Source organism: Tenacibaculum larymnensis, assembly GCF_028829235.1.
In the GTDB taxonomy this organism is placed as follows: domain Bacteria; phylum Bacteroidota; class Bacteroidia; order Flavobacteriales; family Flavobacteriaceae; genus Polaribacter; species Polaribacter larymnensis.
The window spans coordinates 153,995-173,294 of sequence record NZ_JAIWJY010000002.1; the positions used below are offsets into that span (position 1 = coordinate 153,995).

Below are 19,300 nucleotides of genomic sequence, written 5' to 3' on the forward strand. Positions count from 1 at the left end.
TATTTTTTCATAAATAATGAAGCACAAAAATACAATTATTTGTCGATAAAATTAGTTTTCATATCTTTAAAACTTAAATTCGTTGTATGAAAATTTTCAAAAAAATTATAGGATTCTTATTAATACTATTGGTAATAGCGCAGTTTTTTCAACCAGAAAAAAATCAAGGAGAAATAACTACAGTTGAAGCTTTTATAAAAGAAACCAAACCAAATGATCAAGTGCACAAAATATTAAAAACAGCATGTTTTGATTGTCACAGTAATTCAACTCGTTATCCTTGGTATAGTAGTATTACACCAGTTAACTATTGGTTAGCTGACCACGTAAACCATGGAAAAGAAGAATTGAATTTTTCTGAATGGGCTACTTATTCCTTAAAAAGAAAAGAACATAAAATGGAAGAAGTTTGGGAGGAAGTAGAAAAAGGAAAAATGCCATTAGATTCTTATACTTGGACACACGCTGATGCTCATTTAACTAAAGAAGAAGTTGAGCAAGTAATTAACTGGGCTAAAAGTGTACAAGGAGATTACAAAATGCAGCTAGCGAACTAAATTAATGCAACAACTTTTAATAATTGGATATGTTTGGATAGAAAAAACTACAGGAGCTGGTAACCGAATGTTACAGTTACTTAATGTTTTTAAAGACCAAAACTATACCATTACTTTTGCAACACCTGCCCAAAAAACTGAAAACTCTTTAAACTTAGTAGAGTTAGGAGTTGAGGAGAAATCGATTGAATTAAATTCAAGTTCTTTTGATGATTTTATAAAAGAACAGCAACCAGATGTTGTGTTGTTCGATCGTTTTATGATGGAAGAACAATTTGGTTGGCGTGTAGCAGAATATTGCCCGAAAGCTTTACGAGTTTTAGATACAGAAGATTTACATTTTTTACGTAAAACACGTCATCAACAATTAAAAAAAGGAAAACAATTTTCTACAGAAGCATTGTTGAAGTCGGATGAAGCAAAACGAGAAATCGCTGCTATTTTACGTTGTGATATGAGCTTGATTATTTCAACCTACGAAATGCAGTTATTGAAAGACGTTTTTAAAGTTGATGAATCTTTACTATATCATTTACCTTTTTTATTGAGTTCAATTGATGAAAAAGTAGTAAAAAGATGGAAGTCATTTGAAGAACGACAACATTTTGTGTTTATAGGTAACTTTTTTCATGCTCCAAATGTAGATGCTGTTTTACAATTAAAAACAATTTGGAAAACGATAAGAAAGCAATTACCAGAGGCAGAATTACATATTTACGGAGCCTATGCTACGCAGCAAATTCAGCAATTGCATAAACCAAAAGAAGGGTTTATTATAAAAGGTTTTGCAGAAGATGCACTCGAAGTAGTTAAAAGTGCTAGAGTAGTGTTAGCGCCAATTCGTTTTGGAGCTGGAATTAAAGGTAAATTAACCGAAGCAATGGAATGTGGTACTCCAAGTGTTACTACTTCAATAGGTGCAGAAGGCATGCATGGAAATTTACCTTGGAACGGATTTATAGAAGATGATTTTGAGAAGTTTGCCAACAAAGCTATAGAGCTATATACTTATGATATTCTTTGGAAAAAGTCTCAACAAAAAGGAGTTGTAATAATTAATTCGATATACGATAAAGAAAAATTAGCTTTTTCTTTTGTAAACAAAATAAAAGAAATCCAAGAAAACTTTGAAACACATCGTACACAAAATTTTCTTGGAAGTTTGTTGCAACATCAAACCTTACAGGCTACAAAATTTATGAGCAAGTGGATTGAAGAAAAGAATAAGAAATAGAACTTATTCAATTTTAATATCTACTGAGGTTCTACTTTGCCATCCAGTAACATCAATTACAGAAATTTGACAATGGTAATCGCCAGAATCAATATCAGTAGGAATTGTAATGTTTTGCACTACCTCATATTCTTTACGATTGTTATCAATAGTATAGTTTTCCATAAAAATTAAAGGAGAAACAGGATCTTTTATAGGAGATAACTCACAATTAGAGCCTTGATCATCGTGTGTATGATGATCAAAATTATGATGAATGTCTATAGCGTAAGTAGCCAATGCAATGTTATCAGACACTTTTACGCGTATGGTATATTCTTTCCCTTTTTCTAAAACAGTACACGACTTGGGAAAACCTTCGTTGTAATTTATGGTAATAGTTGGCTTTTCAGTGTCTGGTTCTTCAGATTCACTACTACAACCTATATTTAATAAGATTAATAGAAGAAAAGCACTTGTTATTTTTAATAATTTCATAATAGTTTATTGTTACAAAAGACTACTTGAGAAACAAGTAGCCTTTTTGTTATAATTATTTAATTTCGATAGGAATTGACAATTTTACTGTTTCGCTTTCTCCGCTTTCTTTAGCGTAAATATTTAGCCAGTAGCTTCCTACTGGAGCACCAGGAATTAAATCGTAATGATAATGTATGTGCGGGTTTTTAACTCCTTCATACAATTCTTTAGGTAAAACATTAATTACTTTATCCCACTTACCAACTTCAACATTTTGACCTTCTCTCCATTCTTTGAACCAAAATTCGTATTTAATTTCAGTAACAGTATTATTACCAGAAACATATTCAAATTCGGTATGTAACTCATCTTTTCCAAAGGCGATTGAGTTGTTATCACCAATTTCTAAGTCTTTAAATTTTTGAATAATGTGTAACTTTTTAGTAATGGCACTTTTAGTTCCGTCTTCATGTTCAACTGTAATTTTAAACTTATAAACTCCTTCAGCAGGTGTAAAAGAAGGAGTGTATTTGTTCTCTTCATCAAAATATACATGGTAATGTATATGAGGGTTTAATTGACCTTCATAACTATCAACAGGAACTAAATGATTCTTTAATTCCCAAATTAACTCACCTGTCTTGACTTTAGGAACATCAAAAGCTTCAACATCAAAATAAATTTTAGAAACCTTACTAGTTCCTTCGTAGTCAAATTCAATATGAACATCTACGTTTGATTGTGGTAAAACAAAATCAGAATTACCTAACTCCATGCTTTTAAAACGTTCTGTATTGATGTTTTCATCAAAAGTTTCTGGTATGTTATCTTCATCACTACAAGAAATAATTAAAAGGCTTACAAAAAATAAGATTGCTGTTTTAAATGTGTTTTTCATGATTAAAAAAATTAAATGATTAAAATGTTTGTATAATTGTTATTGAAAAGTTTCTTCCAGGCTCAGGAACTTCTATAAGTCTATAGAAACTCGTATGGTCGAATACTTTGTTGTTTAAAATGTTATTTAACCTCCCTTGAATTTTAAGAGGTTGTTTTTTTGAGAAAAGATCTACACTCGTATGCAAACCAATATTTATTAAAGAATACCCTTCTGTCGTTTTTTCAGGGGGTACAATATTGTTTTGATCCGAAACCAATCGTACACTTGAGAATAGTTTAGTGTCGCCAAAAGTTAACCAAGGATTCAATGTATACTCAAGCGAAACAACTCCTGTTAACGGAGGAGAAAAAGGAAGTGTGAAGTTTTTCTTTTTTCCACTTAATTGCCTTGCTTTTACATATTCTAAAGAACCCGTAATCGATAATTTATCAATAGGTTCATATTGAATCATAATTTCACCACCATATCTAAAAACACGACTTTGACTGTATTGGTACTTTTGAAGTGTTTCGTAATACTCAGGGGTTGGACTTAAATAAATATAATTATCAAAATAATTGACAAAAGGAGTAAGCTGGATAGAGGCTTTATTATATTTTGCTTTAAATTCTCCATCTATTTGATAAGAACTTTCAGGCTCTAAATCAAGGTTCCCTTCTTCATATCGGTACATGTGATAGTTTACTCCGTCTGAAGCCAATTCGTTTGCCAGTGGAATTCTAAAACTCTTACCTATATTTATTTTATACGATGTGTTTTTAAGTCCATAACTTAATCCAGCTGAAGCACTAAAACTTCCAAAAGTTAAATTCTTTCTTTCTGAACGCTGTAGTTGTTGCTGAGTAGTATTTCCGTTTTCGTCAGTAACAGGAGATAAGAACCATTCGTAATAGGGTTGTGTTTTTATTACGCCATAATCGTAGCGTACACCACCATCTAAATATAAATTGTTGTTGAGTTTTATTTGATCGTACACAAAAGCCCCAACTGTAAAACGAGTATATTCAGGAATAAGAAATCCCCAGCCATCAATAGTATTATCTTGATACTCTAAGTTTATACCAGTGGTAACTTTATGTTCTTCAAAATAGTGTAATTGACTTTTTGCATTAAGACTGTAGGTGGTCTTCTTAAACAAGCGTTCTATTGTAGATGACGGCTTGGGCATATAACCATGCGGAACAGGTTCTGAATGTTCTTCGCGATGATTATTTTGAAGCCCAAGCTCAACATCTAACGTGTAATTGGGGAATAGAAAACTGGTATTATTCGTTATTTTAAAATGATTGACTTTATGACGGGGTAAATCAATATCTCTATTGTCAGCATCGTACTCTATTTTAGAAGTTCTCACTTCCAGACCATGTGCATTAGCGAAAAAACCATTTTTAGAATTTACATTACTAAAAGAAGTTATAGAGCTAATATTATCTGATACATAACCTATAGAAACTCCAACATTATGATTGTATCCTGCTGTGTTACGTAAGTAATTTTTATGCAAGTCAAAAATGTAATTATCGTATGTAATTTTTTTGGTAGGAACTTTATAGTCACCATAATCTTCATGAGTAATTCTAGCTTTATAATACCAATGATTATAACGTTGTTTAACTCCCAAAGAAACTCCATAAAAATCGTTGTTACTTCTGTTGGTGAGGTTTAGTTCACCTGAAAAAGAATTAACATCAGGTAGTAAGTTGTTTTTCAGGCTAATTACACCTGATATTGCGTCAGAACCATAGAGTAGAGAAGCAGCTCCTTTAGTAACTTCAATATTATCAATATTATATTGGTCTATTTCCAAACCATGATCGGCTCCCCATTGTTGTGCTTCGTGTTTTATACCATTTTCAACAACAACAACTCTATTAAAGCCTAAACCTCTAATGGTAGGTTTGGATTGACCAGAACCAATAGTAATTGTGCTAACCCCTGGAATATCTTTAAGAGTTTGCATTAAACTATTGTCTCTATTTTTCTCTAAAAAACCAACATCAATCCTTTGTGTATTACTGGAGAACTTTGTTAGTGTTTTTTTAGGGTTTTGTGCAATAACCACCTCATTTAACACTGAATTGTCTTGTGTTAAAGGGATAATTATTACTGAGTTAGTAGGAAATATGTTTTCTTGATAACTAACATATCCAACATGAGTAACAGTTAAGAGATACTCTTTGTTCAAAAGTTTGTAAAAACTACTATTTCCTTTAGTGTTTGTGTACGCGTGCTTTGAACCAATACTCACGTGAGCATTGGGTAACTCACTTTGTGTTGTTCCATCAATTACCTTAATAGTAACAGAACTGGTATTCTGACTAAAAATAATTGCGTGAAACAATACACAAAATAAAGCACCTAAGCTTTGTTTTGTCATTGTAAACAGAATTTAAAAACGAATTGTGTTAGCCGAAATAGAAAAAATCGACTATTGATTAAATAAGTTTAGAACACGTTACTATAGTAGGAGTAAACATATGTAATTATAGCGTAAAACCTAGTTTTAGGGTTGCATAAACATATACTCCGATAAGAGTACAAATGTTCTAAAAATAATATGTTACAAGTTTGTAGGGGGTCCTCTAAGTTTTCTATTCAGAGAATGATAAGAAGATAAGATAATCGACTTGTAATTATCTACTATTATCTTACCAGGAAGAATAGCTGAAACTTGTGAGAAATTTTGTGTAGGTACATCAAAAGATGCAAAAGAAAAATAACAAATATCACAATGGTTGTTTACCGATTCGTGTAAGTGAGTAGATTTTTCTTTACAGTTATGATGGTGTGCTTCATTTTCATGATGATGGGTAGCTTTTATAAGAATAGGAAGCATAAGAAGAACCACCAAAGACAAAGAGGCGATTTTACTAAATATGCTATTTTTATTCAAGCTCATTTTTTATAACTGTAGGGAAACAAAAGTAAGGGCTTAGCAAACTTTTTATATGTGAAATTGTGTTAATTTTTTCTAAAAAAAATAGTCCCTTTCTTATAAAAAAGGACTATTTTAAATATTGAAATGTAATTGTATTAATTCTTGTCAATCAATCCAGCACGCCTTAATAAAGCATCTGGTTTTGGCTCTCTTCCTCTAAAACGTTTGTATAATTCCATAGGCTCTTCTGTTCCTCCTTTAGATAATACATTGTTTTTAAATTTATCTGCAACCTCTTTGTTAAAAATACCTTCCTCTTTAAAATATTCAAAAGCATCAGCATCTAACACTTCTGCCCATTTGTAAGAGTAATATCCAGCTGAGTATCCACCTTGAAAAATATGAGAAAAAGAAGTACTCATACAGTTTTCTGCTACATCAGGATATAATTTAGTTTCTGCGAAAGCATTCGTTTCAAATTCTTTAACATTAGTAATTGTTTCAGGAGAATCTCCAGAATGCCAAGACATATCTAATAATCCGAAGCTTAATTGGCGCAGGGTTTGTATTCCTTCATGGAAACTTGCAGATTCTTTAATCTTCTCAACATATTCCATAGGAATAACCTCACCTGTCTCATAATGTTTTGCAAATAATTCCAACGTTTCTTTTTCGTAACACCAGTTTTCTAAAACTTGGCTAGGCAACTCTACAAAATCCCAAGAAACAGAAGTTCCTGATAAGCTTTTATAAGTCGTATTGGCAAGCATTCCGTGTAAGGCGTGACCAAACTCGTGGAATAAGGTAGTAACCTCGTTAAAAGTTAATAAAGAAGGCTTAGTTTGCGTAGGTTTGGTAAAGTTACAAACGATAGATACTTGAGGTCTTTCGTTAGTATCGTTACTCATGTATTGTGATTTATAAGAAGTCATCCACGCACCATTACGTTTTCCTGGTCTTGGATGAAAATCTGCATAGAAATATGAAACAAAATTACCATCAGTATCTTTTACAGCATACGTTTTTACATCTTCATGATACTTGTCAATAGTGTCTATTTCTTCAAACTGTAAATTATACAATTTGTTAGCAACAGTAAACACACCATCAATTACATTTTCTAACTTAAAGTAAGGTTTTAGTAACTCTTGGTCTAAGTTAAATAACTCTTTTTTTAGTTTTTCAGAATAGTAAGCACCGTCCCATTTTTGCAGTTGGTCAATTCCATCCAATTTTTTAGCATACGCTTCTAAGTTTTTAAACTCACGTTGTGCAGCAGGTTTGGCCTTTTCTAATAGCTCATTTAAAAACTCCATAACTTTTTCAGGAGTTTCAGCCATACGCTCTTCTAATACAAAATGAGCGTGGGTTTTATAACCTAATAGGTTTGCTCTTTTATGACGTAGGGTTACAATGTCTTTTACAACTTGTTCATTGTTATATTCATTTTGTTGAAATCCTTTTTTACCAAAAGCGATGGATAACTTTTTTCTCAATTCTCTATTATCAGCATAGGTCATAAAAGGAATATAGCTTGGGTAATCTAAGGTAATCATCCAACCCTCTTTACCTTTAGAGTTAGCGAGTTCTTTAGCAGCTTCTTTAGCGCTTTCTGGCAAACCAGCTAAATCATCTTCATTGGTAATTAATAATTCAAAAGCATTAGTTTCAGCCAACACATGCTCACCAAACTGTAACGATAATTTTGCTAACTCAGCATCAATTTTGCGAAGCTCAGCTTTGTCAGTTTCATTTAAATTTGCTCCGTTACGTGCAAAACTTTTGTATTGTTTATCTAACAACATTTCTTGTTCAGGAGTCAAGTTTAAATCAGAAAGTTGATCGTATACAGTTTTTACACGTTTAAACAATTCTTCATTTAAAATCATGTCGTTTCTAAACTCACTTAACCAAGGCGAAATATCTTTCGCTATTTTTTGAATTTCTTCATTTGTTTCAGCAGAGTTTAAGTTGAAAAAGATAGAAGTAGCTCTATCTAATTTATTACCTGTGTTGTCTAAAGCGACTGTAGTGTTTTCAAAAGTTGGAGCTTCAGAGTTTTCTACAATAGCATCAATTTCGTCTTTAGCTATTTGTATAGCTTCTTTTATAGCAGGTTTATAATCTTCTTCTTTAATTTGAGAAAAAGGGGGCGTATTAAAATCTTGTAAAAGTGGATTTTTAGTCATGAAAATTTTGTTTAAAAAATTGAAGAAACCTCACAAATAAAAAAATCTGTGAGGTCTTCAAGTTAATATTGTACTAAGGTACTTATTTTTTTATTCTTTCAGAAGCTTTTTCAACTTTCAGTTTTAAACCTTCTTTATAAGCGATTATTTTATCTAACACACATTTGTCAGAAGCTCCAATAATTTGAGCAGCTAAGATTCCTGCATTTTTAGCTCCATCTAAAGCAACTGTAGCCACAGGGACCCCCCCTGGCATTTGAAGAATAGATAACACAGAATCCCAACCATCAATAGAATTTCTACTTTTTACAGGAACTCCAATTACTGGTAGCGGACTCATACTGGCTACCATTCCAGGTAAATGAGCAGCACCTCCAGCACCAGCAACAATAACTTGTATACCACGCTTGTGTGCATTGTTAGCGTAATCGAATAATTTTTCAGGAGTTCTGTGTGCAGATACGATATCTACTTCTACTTGAATATCAAAACTCTCTAAAATATCAATTGCTTCTTGCATAATTGGAAGATCTGAATCGCTTCCCATGATAATTCCTACCATAAATTTATGTTTTTGTCATCTCGAACGTAGTCGAGAGGTTATTTTGCTATTACCTTAATAGTTTCTTTTACTTGTTGAGCGACTTTTCTCGCCTCATTTATATCTTCATTCACAATAGTTACATGTCCCATTTTACGGAAAGGTTTGGTTGTCTTTTTTCCGTAGATGTGAGGAGTAACTCCGTCAATCTTTAAAATCTCTTCAATGTTTTCGTATACAACATCACCAGTATAACCTTCTGCACCAACTAAGTTCACCATGATTCCAGCTACTTTACTATTGGTATTTCCTAACGGAAGGTTTAAAATACTACGCAAATGTTGTTCAAATTGACTAGTATAACTTGCTTCAATAGAATAATGCCCTGAATTGTGAGTTCTTGGAGCAGCTTCATTAACTAAAATTTCGTCATTTTCGGTTTGAAACATTTCCACGGCTAACAATCCAACAAAATCAAATGCATCCGCAACTTTTAAAGCAACTTCGCGCGCTTTTTTAGCAACTGCATCTTCAATTCTAGCAGGACAAATTACATACTCTACCTGATTTGCTTCTGGGTGAAATTCCATTTCAACTACAGGATAAGTTTTGGTTTCTCCGCTTGCATTTCTTGCAACAATAACAGCTAATTCATTTTTAAAAGGAACTAGTTTTTCAGAAATACACTCACCAGTAGGTAGGTTTTCTAAATCGCTGATGGCACGAACTATTTTTACCCCATTACCATCATATCCAAATCGAGCAGATTTCCATACAAAAGGAAAACTAACAGCTTCATTACTTATAGCATGTTTTAATTCTTCTAAAGAAGTAAACCTAGAAAAGTCAGCAGTAGGGATGTTATTATCGTGATAAAACACCTTTTGATGTGCTTTGTTTTGAATAGTTCTTAAGTTTTTAGGCTTTGGAAAAATGGTTAGTCCCTCAGCTTCTAAAGCATCTAAAGCATCAATGTTTACGTTTTCAATTTCTATGGTTAACAAATCTACTTGTTTTCCAAAATTGTAAACAGTATCATAATCCAATAAATCTCCTTGATGAAACTCGTTACATATCTGAGCGCAAGGAGCGTCAGCGTTTCCGTCTAAAATAACAGTATAGATATCGAATTTTTGCGTTTCGGTAAGTAACATTCTTCCTAATTGGCCGCCTCCTAGAACACCCAATTTAAAGTTTGAAGAAAAGTAGTTTTTCACGATAAATGTGTTAATTGTGTTGTTGTTGCTGCAAAAATAAGAATCTAATTGTTAGTACAAATAGTATTAACGAGATATTCTTAACTGATTGTTACTAATGGGAGTAACAAAATACATTAATGCATTACAACCTTCACCATCTAAAGGAGCACCACCAGAAAGGTAGTTGTATTTTTTATCATCGCAAGGGCAGGTAATTTCTACTCCGTTAAAAGTCATTAAAGAGTTACAGTTTTGCTCTGGGCATTGCTGGTCAAAAGCTCTGTAACCAGAGGTCCCTGTTCTAAAAATAAAAACATTTCTCCCTTGTATTACATTTTGAGACTCTCCTCCAGGAACTAATAAACCGCTAAATTCTGGAAGCGATAAATCGATGATAGCATTCATTTTTATTCCAGAAAAACAGTTGTTAATAGGAGTGTTATCACTACAGCTAGAACAAATTATAACAAGAAATAAATAAAATATTTTTTTCATTTTTTAGTATAGAAGTTGTTATTGTAACGCAACGAAGTTACAAATATTTTGTACATTTGTAAGACAATCTCATTCCTAACGGCGTGGGATTTTTAAATTTAACCCTCAGGGTTCTAGGAAGAAAAGTTATATGCTTCTTATAAAACGTTAAGGAAAGCGTATAAAAGTTTGTTGATTTTAAAAAGAGAGAAGAGATGAGTAATGTATCATATTATACGGAAGAAGGATTAAAGAAACTTAAAGAAGAGTTAGCACATTTAGAGCAAGTAGAAAGACCACGTGTTTCTCAAGAAATAGCGGATGCTCGTGATAAAGGAGATTTGAGTGAGAATGCAGAATACCATGCTGCAAAAGAAGAACAATCGTTATTAGAAACAAAAATAGCTAAGCTAAAAAATGTAGTAGCTAATGCTCGTGTTATTGATGAAAGTCAGTTGGACATGTCTAAAATCTTAATTCACTCAATAGTTAAGATTAAAAATACAGTTAACGGAATGGAATTTACCTACACACTTGTTGCAGATAGTGAAAGTGATGTAAGAAACGGAAAATTATCTGTAAACTCACCAATAGGTAAAGGATTGTTAGGTAAAAAAGTAGGTGATGTTGCCGAAATACAAGTACCTAACGGAATTATGAAGTTTGAAGTTATGGAGATTTCTCGATAAGAGAAAAGAACAAATATAAAAGAGTAAAGATTTATTCGGGTTTTAGCTTCGCTAGAACCCGATTTCTTTTTTATTTTTACTGTAAAATTAAATAAAAAAACATGGCAAGTATTTTTACAAAGATTATAAACGGAGAAATTCCATCATACAAAATAGCAGAAGACGATAACTATTTTGCTTTTTTAGATATCAATCCAAATGCAAAAGGACATACATTGGTTATTCCTAAGCGAGAAGAAAATAAATTATTTGACTTATCGAAAGAAGAGTACGATGGATTAATGTCTTTTTCTTATAGAGTAGCCAAAGCGATTGAGAAAACTATTCCATGTGAGCGTGTGGGAATGAGTGTAATTGGTTTAGAAGTACCTCATGTACATGTGCATTTAATTCCATTACAAACCATGGAGGACATCCGATTTGTAAAGAAAGAAAAATTAACAAATGAAGAGTTTGTAGCAGTAGCAGAAGAAATTGCTAAGAGTTTTGAATAATTGAGTCATTATTTATTTCAGCGAGATTATAAATATAAAAGATAAAATAACCAAATAAGAAAAATTAATGCAGAAAACTATCATACTAATTTTATTAACATTTACTATACTATTTAGTTCTTGTCAATTTAATCAATCAGCAAATAAAGATTTAATAACAGGAGCATATTCAAGAGGAGACGGATTAGGGTCTGATGATGTACTTATAGAAGTTAATGGTAAAGTTGAAAAGAGAAATGAATTTGTTTTTGGCGAAAAAGTAAATTTAGTTTTTAACAATGTTACTGGATTAACAAAACTGGATGAAAATACTTATCCAGGACTTTCAATGTATATTGTTAAAAATGAAAAAGATACTGTGCTATCTAATCCTGATTTATTAGGGAATATAACTGATGGAACAGCACTTTCTCCTCTTAAGTTACAAGCTAATTTTAGAGCAGCATTAGCATATCAAAATAACGAAAAGTATAAGGCTTATTTACAAATATGGGATAAAAAAGGAGAAGGGAAATTCAACTATGAATTACCATTTACTATAAAGGAAAACGATTTACTTAAAATAACAAATAATGATATTGAGTATACAAATATTTATTTGTGGAATGAGACGCTTAAACAACCAGTTTTCGATAAAAATATAAGCCCTGAACACTTATTTATTTTAATAATTGAAGGGGCAAAAGGATTAGAATTAAGCGATAACAAAGTCTTTCCTGTTTTTTCACTTGAACTTTCAGATAATAAAGGAGGTAAGATCATTTCTAACCCGAACCTATTGAGTGCTTATAAGGAAGGAGTTGACCCTAAAGCTTTAGAAAACCAATTAACAGCAAAAATTAGTTTCTCTAAGGGTAAAATTAGCAATCCATGTAAGTTGGTAGCTAAGTTAAAAGATGAGAATTCATCAAAAGAAATTACAGTAACAACAGAGTTGGTTATTAATTAAGGTAACATTAAATAGGAGAGAAGGAATTACTAAACCTTATTCAATAAGATTTCAAAAGTAGTTCCTTTTCCTATTTCAGATCTTAGCACGTGTATTTTTCCGCTGTGGTAATCCTCAATAATACGTTTAGAGAGCGATAAACCAAGTCCCCAACCGCGTTTTTTTGTGGTAAATCCTGGGTTGAATATTTGTGAAAACTGTGTTTTAGGAATTCCTTTACCAGTATCAGTAATTAGAATTTTTACATTCTTAGAACTTTTACTAATGCTAACAGATAAACTCCCTTTACCTTGCATAGCATCAATAGCATTTTTAATTAAGTTTTCTATTACCCAACCATATAACTCGGTATTTAGGTTGGCGCGAATTTCTTCTGCTTCGGTAGTAAAAGAAAAAGAAATTTGTTTAGAACTTCTATTTTCTAAGTAGTCATAAGCAGCTTTAGTAATGGATACAACGTTGTAAGGTTTTAACTCTGGTAGAGATCCTATTTTAGAAAAACGATTTGCGATGGTATTTAAGCGTCGCACATCTTTTTCAATTTCATCAACATAATCACTGCTAACATCCTCAGCACGTAAAATAGCTATCCAACCTAATAAAGAAGAAAGCGGCGTTCCTATTTGATGCGCAGTTTCTTTAGCCATTCCTGTCCACAACTTATTTTGTTCAGCAACTTTGTTAGACTTGTACACCATGTAAATAATAGTAAGGAATAACCCTAAAATTAGTACTAAGGCGAGCGGGTAGTATTTAAGTTTGTATAAAAGATCAGAGTTTCTGTAGTAAATATGTTCTTTAATACCTAAGTACTCTATAGCAATTGGTTCATTCTGTTTTTTCATAATGCTCAATTGCTGTTGAAGATACTTTGGGTCTGTAGATTTTATAGAATCTAAGTTATGGAACTGCTTTATCTGTCCATCTTTATCAACCAAAATAGAAGGAATATTCTCTATGGTTTCATAAACTTTGTTTACTAAGTTAAAGTTACCATCTGAATTTGGGTTAGATACCACTTCTTTAATAGCAGTGGCATAAATCTCCATCTTAGCGCGTTCATCCTTTTTAAATTTTTGAAAAAACACGTAGGTATTCCATAAAATAAATAAAACGATAAGTAAGGAAATACTAATTGCAATACGTTTTACCCAATAAGTGTTTCTAAAAAAAACCATCAATCAAATATAAACTATTATCTAGAATAACTAAATTTATAAATAGGTAGTATATTTACACTAAAATTATACAGAATGTTATCAATAAACCCTAAAGATATACCAACTTCTAAACTTCATGGATATTTATTAGGAGCTGTAGCTCCAAGACCTATTGCTTTTGCAAGTACTGTAGATGCAGATGGAAACCCAAATTTATCACCATTTAGTTTTTTTAATGTATTTGGGGCAAACCCACCAATTATGATTTTTTCTCCAGCACGTAGTGTACGAGGAAATAAAACCAAACATACTTTAGACAATGCTGAAGCAACCAGAGAAGTGGTTATTAATATTGTAAATTACGATATTGTTCAGCAAATGTCGTTGAGTAGTACGATGTACCCTAAAGGAGTAAATGAGTTTATAAAAGCTGGTTTTACAATGTTACCTTCAGATGAGGTAAAGCCGTTTAGAGTAGCGGAGTCTCCTGTACAATTTGAATGTAAAGTAAAAGACATCATTTACACAGGTGAAGAAGGTGGAGCAGGAAACTTAATTGTATGTGAGGTGGTAAAACTACATGTAAACGAAAATGTATTGGCAGAAGATGGTAGTATAGACCAACATAAAATAGATTTAGTAGCCAGAGCAGGAGGGAATTATTACAGTAGAGCTAGAGATGGTTTTTTTGAAATTCCAAAACCATTAACTACCTTAGGAATTGGAGTAGACCAAATACCTGCTGAAATAAAAAACAGTACAGTATTAACAGGAAACAATTTAGGTATGTTAGGCAATGTAGAACAGCTACCTACAGAAGAAGCTGTTAATAACTTTGCGAAAGAACATTCACAATTTGTGGGTATTTCAACTGAAAAAAAACATACTTTTGCACAAGAGTATTTACAAAACAATGATGTAGAAAGTGCTTGGAAGGTACTTTTAATTAAATAGATAAGAAATGGAAGTAATAGGAAAAATTAAATTAATTAACGAGACACAAACATTTGGGTCTAACGGATTTAGAAAGCGTGAACTAGTAGTAACTACTGATGAGCAATATCCTCAAATGTTATTAATTGAATTTATTCAAGATAAATGTGATTTATTAAACAGTTACCAGGTAGGGCAAGATGTAAAGGTTTCTATTAATTTAAGAGGAAGAGAATGGATTAACCCACAAGGAGAAGCTAAATACTTCAACTCTATTCAAGGATGGAGAATTGAAAACTTAGCACAAGCTGCTTCACAAAACATTCCACCAGCTGATCAATTTGAGCCAGCTCCAGATTTATCTGCTAACGAACCAGATGATTTACCTTTCTAAGAATATTTAGAAAACTATGAATACAAAAAAGAGCGCAAAATTTGCGCTCTTTTTTTGTTTTGCGGAAAACTACATATATACTTACGGATATCCCTTATAATGTATCAAAAGACAGTTATATATTTGTGTCATAATCATTCAATAAATAATTATTGATTGAGAAATTTAAGGGGAAAATAAAAACCTTCTGATTGAATCAGAAGGTTTTTTAATTATATAAGTGTTAGTGGTGTGGTTACTTTTTTGTTGGCTTTTTCTCTGGCATCGGACCTCTTAAATGAATAATTAATCCGTTTAAAAAGTTACGTAAAAACTGATCTCCGCATTCCACATACTTAGGATGATCTTCTTTTCTAAAGATTGCGTTGATTTCCGATTTAGAAACTTTAAAATCTACCAAAGCGCAGATTTTAATAATATCAGTATCTCTTAATTTATGTGCTACTCGTAGCTTTTTAAAAATGTCGTTGTTAGTTAGTCCCATAATTGTTTTAAGTTAATTTACTACCGAAAAAATAGCCCATGCATAAATAGCAAAACGAGCAAAACGAAATAAGCCTACAAAAACTACATTTTTAAAAGGGTATTTAATCATACCAGCAGTTAAACAGCTAATAGCAAAAGGTAGTGGTAATAGTGCACCTACTAAAATTAAAAATCCACCCCATTTACTAGTGTTTTTAAGGTTTTTAGCCATTTTAACTTCTAAGTAATTTCTTACAGAATCTATCTTTAAAGAAGCTCTACCTATAAAATAAGCACACAAACCTCCTAAATAAGATAAGGTAGCTAACAAAGAAATATTTACAATAGGGTCGGCTGTTTTTTTAGACCATGCGATGAAAATTTCTGGCGGAATTAATCCTAAAATTGTTTCAGAAATAAAAAAAGTAACTAAAACTCCCGTTCTAGAAAAAGTTTCGGTCATATGTTGTAAACCATCGTTAATATTATAAACATACTTGTTAAATAATAATATACCAACAACAGCTCCAACAATTGGCCAAAAAGCTTTCTTCAAGCTAATCCAAATGAACATGTAAAAACCAGTGCGATTATAGTAGTTGTGTAAACGTTTATAATGCGGCTTATCTATTTTCTTTTTGTTATTTTTTTTATTCTTTTTACTCATCGCTAAAAAAGCCTCTAATTTTTAGGAATAGCAAAAGTACGAGGTAATTGGAAATTACACCAACAAATATTTGTTAATTATTACAGGTTTGCAATGGCAGCCTCGGCACAGCGTTCACCGTCCATAGCAGCCGAAATAATACCACCCGCATAACCACCACCTTCACCACAAGGAAAGAGTCCTTCAATTTGTGGATGTTCAAGGTTTTCTTTTCTCGGAATATTTACTGGTGATGAGGTTCTAGACTCCACCCCAACAATGTTGGCTTCCGCAGTATAATAACCATGCATTTTTTGCCCGAAAGCAGCAAAACCTTTACGTAATCTACTTCCAATCAATTTAGGGAGTAAGGAATGTAGCGGAGAAGAATTCAATCCAGGTTGATACGAACAATCATTTAAAGAAGAAGATAATCTACCTTCCACAAAATCAGTTAAACGTTGCGCTGGAGCAACCTGACTTTTTCCACCTGCGTTAAAGGCTAACTTTTCTAAATCTTTTTGATATTGTAAGCCTTTTAAAACTCCATATTTCTCATACTTCGGTAAATCTTTATCTACATTGATTTCAACTACAATACCCGAATTTGCAAACTTGTTATTACGACGCGAAGGCGACATTCCGTTTACTACAACTTCACCATTGGCAGTTGCCGCAGGAACGATGAATCCTCCAGGACACATACAGAATGAATACACTCCACGGTTTCCAACTTGATGAACTAAACTATATGCAGCAGCAGGCAATAACTCATCACGTTCACCAGAACAACTATACTGAATTTTATCAATAATTTCTTGCGGATGCTCTACACGAACTCCCATAGCAAACGACTTTGCTTTCAGTAAAATGTCTTTTTTATGCAATAGCTCGTATATATCTCTTGCAGAATGCCCTGTAGCCAAAACAACAGCATTCACAGCCATTTCCGTTCCGTTTTGGAGTTGTATAGCTTGTAGCTTGTTGTTTTTAACGATAAAATCAGTAACACGAGTTTCAAAATGAACTTCTCCACCGTGTTTTAAAATTGTTTCACGAATATTTTGAATAATCTTCGGAAGTTTGTTAGTTCCTATGTGCGGATGTGCATCGACTAAAATTTGATCGGTAGCACCATGATATACTAAGTTTTCAAATATTTTACGAACATCACCACGCTTTAAACTTCTTGTATATAGTTTTCCGTCAGAATACGTTCCAGCACCACCTTCACCAAAACAATAGTTAGAGTCTGGATTTACTTCATGAAATTGGTTAATAGCACGTAAGTCTCTACGACGATCTTGTACATTTTTACCACGTTCTAACACAATAGGTTTGTATCCTAATTCAATACAACGAAGCGCCGCATACATTCCCGCAGGACCAAAACCTACAATATGAATTTCTTTCGCATTTGATACATCTTGATATTCAAAAATATAATCAGGAGTATCTGGTTGTGGTTTGTTAATGTATACTGCTACTTTATAGTTAAAAATAACTTCTTTTTTACGTGCATCTATCGATTTACGTAACACTTTCACGCTAGTAATATCAGCTATATTAATACCTAGCTTCTTAGCAGCTTTTAGCTGTAAAATATTGTCTTTGCGTTCTTCTATTAAATTAACACGTAATTGAAGTTCTTTTACCATACTGCAAAACTAGTTAAAATAAGATTCAGTCTATTTAATTATTTTAGCAAATCAAACCCTATACTATGAAAATTACGCAGGTTATAGAAAATGTTTTTAAAAAATATTTACCCTCACCTTTTACCATCGCTATATTATTAACACTGGTAACTCTTTTATTAGCACTGTTTTTTACAAAACCAGCAGAAAGCTCTGTAGTTACCTATTCTTTAGAGGTGTTACAATTTTGGGAAAATGGAATTTGGTCTAACGGATTACTCGTTTTTGCCTATCAAATGATGTTGATTTTGGTATTAGGGCATGTATTGGTGTTGAGTAAACCTGTGAGTAATTTAATTTTAAAAGCAACAAAATTCTGTACCAACACAGCAAACAGTGCAGCTATTGTAAGTTGTACTACTATGTTGGTAGCTTTCTTTAATTGGGGGCTAGGACTCATTTTTGGTGCTTTGTTGGCACGTAAAGTAGCAGAACATGCGCAACAACATAATATCAAATTAAACTATCCAATTATTGGAGCGGCGGGTTATATGGGATTAATGGTTTGGCATGGTGGAATTTCAGGTTCTGCACCGATAAAAATTAACGAGAGCGGACATATAAAAAGTATTATGCAATCGGTTTCTTCGGATGAGGTTTTAGCTCAAATACCTGATGTGATTGATTATTCTCAAACGATTTTTAGTTGGTGGAATTTGCTGATTTTTTTCGTGGTAGTAGCTGCGGTATCGGCAACCTTTTATTTTTTAGGGAAGAAAGCAACTCCTACAGCGATTAATTTACCAGAATATAAAATGCATACCGATGAAAAGGTTAGCACACAAGCAGAAAAACTAGATAGTTCTCAATGGTTAGCTATTGCTTTTGGTGTGTTGATTTTAGTAGCGTTTGGTTATCGTTATTGGGCAGATATTCAGCAGTTAAAAATTACGCCTAACCTGATTAACTTCTTTATGTTGGGATTAGGAATTATGCTACACGGAAGTTTTAAAAAGTTTACCAATGCTGTGGGAGAATCGATTAGTGATGTTTCTGGAATTTTAATTCAGTTTCCGTTGTATTTTGGTATTATGGGGGTGATGAAAAGTACGGGAATGGTTACTTTAATTTCTGATTTTTTCGTGTCGATAGCAACTGCAACTACTTTACCCATATTCACTTTTTTTAGTGCTGGTTTGGTCAATATTTTTGTGCCGAGTGGAGGAGGACAGTGGGTTGTACAAGGACCTATTGTGGTAGAAAGTGCATTAAAATTAGGGGTTCCGTTGCCTAAAGCAATTATGGCACTAGCATATGGAGATCAAATAACTAACATGTTACAGCCTTTTTGGGCATTACCCTTATTAGGAATTACAAAACTAAAAGCAAAAGAAATTTTACCCTACACGTTAATTGCAATGGTGGTAGGTAGCGTAATTTATTTATTAGGGCTTACCTTGTTTTAGGAATTTATTGAGGAAACCTCAGCGCGTCACGCTGA

The 19,300-nt window shown here is 32.6% G+C and carries 20 protein-coding genes; 8 read left to right on the top strand and 12 right to left on the bottom strand.

Going from position 1 to position 19,300, the window contains the following annotated elements; translation table 11 throughout:
• Positions 1–86: 86 nt before the first annotated feature.
• Both LCI24_RS03555 and LCI24_RS03560 read left to right on the top strand, forming a co-directional pair.
• On the top strand, positions 87–557 hold the full coding sequence (locus tag LCI24_RS03555; protein WP_274639203.1) for a heme-binding domain-containing protein: 471 nt from the start codon (positions 87–89) through the stop codon (positions 555–557).
• 4 nt (positions 558–561) lie between these two features.
• The gene (locus tag LCI24_RS03560) at positions 562–1,791 is read left to right on the top strand and encodes a glycosyltransferase (protein WP_274639204.1); all 1,230 of its coding nucleotides are present in this window, start codon (positions 562–564) and stop codon (positions 1,789–1,791) included.
• Between the two features lie 3 nt (positions 1,792–1,794).
• Here LCI24_RS03560 and LCI24_RS03565 read toward each other — a convergent pair whose 3' ends face one another.
• From LCI24_RS03565 to LCI24_RS03600, 8 genes are all read right to left on the bottom strand, one after another.
• Positions 1,795–2,268: a DUF4625 domain-containing protein gene (locus tag LCI24_RS03565; RefSeq protein ID WP_274639205.1), complete on the bottom strand. Its 474-nt coding sequence runs from the start codon at positions 2,266–2,268 to the stop codon at positions 1,795–1,797.
• A gap of 55 nt (positions 2,269–2,323) precedes the next feature.
• Positions 2,324–3,148, bottom strand: coding sequence for a hypothetical protein (locus LCI24_RS03570; protein ID WP_274639206.1), 825 nt, complete (start codon positions 3,146–3,148; stop codon positions 2,324–2,326).
• A 19-nt stretch (positions 3,149–3,167) separates the two neighbouring features.
• On the bottom strand, positions 3,168–5,528 hold the full coding sequence (locus tag LCI24_RS03575) for a TonB-dependent receptor (RefSeq protein ID WP_274639207.1): 2,361 nt from the start codon (positions 5,526–5,528) through the stop codon (positions 3,168–3,170).
• 183 nt (positions 5,529–5,711) lie between these two features.
• On the bottom strand, positions 5,712–6,050 hold the full coding sequence (locus LCI24_RS03580) for a hypothetical protein (RefSeq protein ID WP_274639208.1): 339 nt from the start codon (positions 6,048–6,050) through the stop codon (positions 5,712–5,714).
• A 134-nt stretch (positions 6,051–6,184) separates the two neighbouring features.
• Entirely contained in the window at positions 6,185–8,218 is a 2,034-nt protein-coding gene (locus LCI24_RS03585) for a M3 family metallopeptidase (RefSeq protein ID WP_274639209.1), read from the bottom strand.
• A gap of 82 nt (positions 8,219–8,300) precedes the next feature.
• Positions 8,301–8,780, bottom strand: coding sequence for a 5-(carboxyamino)imidazole ribonucleotide mutase (purE, locus tag LCI24_RS03590; RefSeq protein WP_274639210.1), 480 nt, complete (start codon positions 8,778–8,780; stop codon positions 8,301–8,303).
• Between the two features lie 38 nt (positions 8,781–8,818).
• Positions 8,819–9,976 carry a 5-(carboxyamino)imidazole ribonucleotide synthase gene (locus LCI24_RS03595; protein ID WP_274639211.1) on the bottom strand — a complete coding sequence of 386 codons (1,158 nt, stop codon included), beginning with the start codon at positions 9,974–9,976 and terminating at the stop codon, positions 8,819–8,821.
• Positions 9,977–10,042: 66 nt separating this feature from the next.
• Positions 10,043–10,453 (bottom strand): Rieske (2Fe-2S) protein, encoded by a 411-nt coding sequence (locus tag LCI24_RS03600; protein WP_121146101.1) that lies wholly within the window; start codon positions 10,451–10,453, stop codon positions 10,043–10,045.
• A gap of 194 nt (positions 10,454–10,647) precedes the next feature.
• On the opposite strand from LCI24_RS03600, the gene greA reads away from it, so the two are divergent.
• From greA to LCI24_RS03615, 3 genes are all read left to right on the top strand, one after another.
• Positions 10,648–11,121, top strand: coding sequence for a transcription elongation factor GreA (gene greA, locus LCI24_RS03605; RefSeq protein ID WP_099215937.1), 474 nt, complete (start codon positions 10,648–10,650; stop codon positions 11,119–11,121).
• A 101-nt stretch (positions 11,122–11,222) separates the two neighbouring features.
• Entirely contained in the window at positions 11,223–11,615 is a 393-nt protein-coding gene (locus tag LCI24_RS03610; protein ID WP_274639212.1) for an HIT family protein, read from the top strand.
• Between the two features lie 67 nt (positions 11,616–11,682).
• Positions 11,683–12,564 (top strand): hypothetical protein, encoded by an 882-nt coding sequence (locus LCI24_RS03615; protein ID WP_274639213.1) that lies wholly within the window; start codon positions 11,683–11,685, stop codon positions 12,562–12,564.
• 29 nt (positions 12,565–12,593) lie between these two features.
• On the opposite strand, the gene LCI24_RS03620 is transcribed toward LCI24_RS03615, so the two are convergent.
• Positions 12,594–13,742: a sensor histidine kinase gene (locus LCI24_RS03620; RefSeq protein WP_274639214.1), complete on the bottom strand. Its 1,149-nt coding sequence runs from the start codon at positions 13,740–13,742 to the stop codon at positions 12,594–12,596.
• Between the two features lie 75 nt (positions 13,743–13,817).
• Between LCI24_RS03620 and LCI24_RS03625 the strand changes: the two genes are divergently transcribed.
• Positions 13,818–14,678, top strand: a complete 861-nt coding sequence (locus LCI24_RS03625; RefSeq protein ID WP_274639215.1) for a flavin reductase family protein — start codon at positions 13,818–13,820, stop codon at positions 14,676–14,678.
• Positions 14,679–14,685: 7 nt separating this feature from the next.
• Positions 14,686–15,051: a DUF3127 domain-containing protein gene (locus LCI24_RS03630; protein ID WP_125068815.1), complete on the top strand. Its 366-nt coding sequence runs from the start codon at positions 14,686–14,688 to the stop codon at positions 15,049–15,051.
• A 235-nt stretch (positions 15,052–15,286) separates the two neighbouring features.
• Here the strand turns inward: LCI24_RS03630 and LCI24_RS03635 are convergent, their stop codons facing one another.
• The 3 genes from LCI24_RS03635 to LCI24_RS03645 form a co-directional block, all read right to left on the bottom strand.
• Positions 15,287–15,535 carry a DUF1456 family protein gene (locus LCI24_RS03635; RefSeq protein ID WP_274639216.1) on the bottom strand — a complete coding sequence of 83 codons (249 nt, stop codon included), beginning with the start codon at positions 15,533–15,535 and terminating at the stop codon, positions 15,287–15,289.
• A gap of 12 nt (positions 15,536–15,547) precedes the next feature.
• Positions 15,548–16,183, bottom strand: a complete 636-nt coding sequence (locus LCI24_RS03640) for a YqaA family protein (protein WP_121146097.1) — start codon at positions 16,181–16,183, stop codon at positions 15,548–15,550.
• An 80-nt stretch (positions 16,184–16,263) separates the two neighbouring features.
• Positions 16,264–17,820 carry an NAD(P)/FAD-dependent oxidoreductase gene (locus LCI24_RS03645; protein WP_274639217.1) on the bottom strand — a complete coding sequence of 519 codons (1,557 nt, stop codon included), beginning with the start codon at positions 17,818–17,820 and terminating at the stop codon, positions 16,264–16,266.
• 65 nt (positions 17,821–17,885) lie between these two features.
• On the opposite strand from LCI24_RS03645, the gene LCI24_RS03650 reads away from it, so the two are divergent.
• On the top strand, positions 17,886–19,265 hold the full coding sequence (locus tag LCI24_RS03650) for a short-chain fatty acid transporter (protein ID WP_274639218.1): 1,380 nt from the start codon (positions 17,886–17,888) through the stop codon (positions 19,263–19,265).
• The last annotated feature ends 35 nt before the right edge of the window (positions 19,266–19,300 follow it).

What these genes read in the sequence shown, in the direction of transcription:
- LCI24_RS03570 (WP_274639206.1), bottom strand. Translation starts at nt 3,148, where the DNA reads ATGAAAAACACATTTAAAACAGCAATCTTATTTTTTGTAAGCCTTTTA.
- LCI24_RS03615 (WP_274639213.1), top strand. Translation starts at nt 11,683, where the DNA reads ATGCAGAAAACTATCATACTAATTTTATTAACATTTACTATACTATTT.
- purE (WP_274639210.1), bottom strand. Translation starts at nt 8,780, where the DNA reads ATGGTAGGAATTATCATGGGAAGCGATTCAGATCTTCCAATTATGCAA.
- greA (WP_099215937.1), top strand. Translation starts at nt 10,648, where the DNA reads ATGAGTAATGTATCATATTATACGGAAGAAGGATTAAAGAAACTTAAA.
- LCI24_RS03630 (WP_125068815.1), top strand. Translation starts at nt 14,686, where the DNA reads ATGGAAGTAATAGGAAAAATTAAATTAATTAACGAGACACAAACATTT.
- LCI24_RS03645 (WP_274639217.1), bottom strand. Translation starts at nt 17,820, where the DNA reads ATGGTAAAAGAACTTCAATTACGTGTTAATTTAATAGAAGAACGCAAA.
- LCI24_RS03640 (WP_121146097.1), bottom strand. Translation starts at nt 16,183, where the DNA reads ATGAGTAAAAAGAATAAAAAAAATAACAAAAAGAAAATAGATAAGCCG.
- LCI24_RS03585 (WP_274639209.1), bottom strand. Translation starts at nt 8,218, where the DNA reads ATGACTAAAAATCCACTTTTACAAGATTTTAATACGCCCCCTTTTTCT.
- LCI24_RS03610 (WP_274639212.1), top strand. Translation starts at nt 11,223, where the DNA reads ATGGCAAGTATTTTTACAAAGATTATAAACGGAGAAATTCCATCATAC.
- LCI24_RS03600 (WP_121146101.1), bottom strand. Translation starts at nt 10,453, where the DNA reads ATGAAAAAAATATTTTATTTATTTCTTGTTATAATTTGTTCTAGCTGT.
- LCI24_RS03575 (WP_274639207.1), bottom strand. Translation starts at nt 5,528, where the DNA reads ATGACAAAACAAAGCTTAGGTGCTTTATTTTGTGTATTGTTTCACGCA.
- LCI24_RS03560 (WP_274639204.1), top strand. Translation starts at nt 562, where the DNA reads ATGCAACAACTTTTAATAATTGGATATGTTTGGATAGAAAAAACTACA.
- LCI24_RS03555 (WP_274639203.1), top strand. Translation starts at nt 87, where the DNA reads ATGAAAATTTTCAAAAAAATTATAGGATTCTTATTAATACTATTGGTA.
- LCI24_RS03635 (WP_274639216.1), bottom strand. Translation starts at nt 15,535, where the DNA reads ATGGGACTAACTAACAACGACATTTTTAAAAAGCTACGAGTAGCACAT.
- LCI24_RS03625 (WP_274639215.1), top strand. Translation starts at nt 13,818, where the DNA reads ATGTTATCAATAAACCCTAAAGATATACCAACTTCTAAACTTCATGGA.
- LCI24_RS03580 (WP_274639208.1), bottom strand. Translation starts at nt 6,050, where the DNA reads ATGAGCTTGAATAAAAATAGCATATTTAGTAAAATCGCCTCTTTGTCT.
- LCI24_RS03565 (WP_274639205.1), bottom strand. Translation starts at nt 2,268, where the DNA reads ATGAAATTATTAAAAATAACAAGTGCTTTTCTTCTATTAATCTTATTA.
- LCI24_RS03650 (WP_274639218.1), top strand. Translation starts at nt 17,886, where the DNA reads ATGAAAATTACGCAGGTTATAGAAAATGTTTTTAAAAAATATTTACCC.
- LCI24_RS03620 (WP_274639214.1), bottom strand. Translation starts at nt 13,742, where the DNA reads ATGGTTTTTTTTAGAAACACTTATTGGGTAAAACGTATTGCAATTAGT.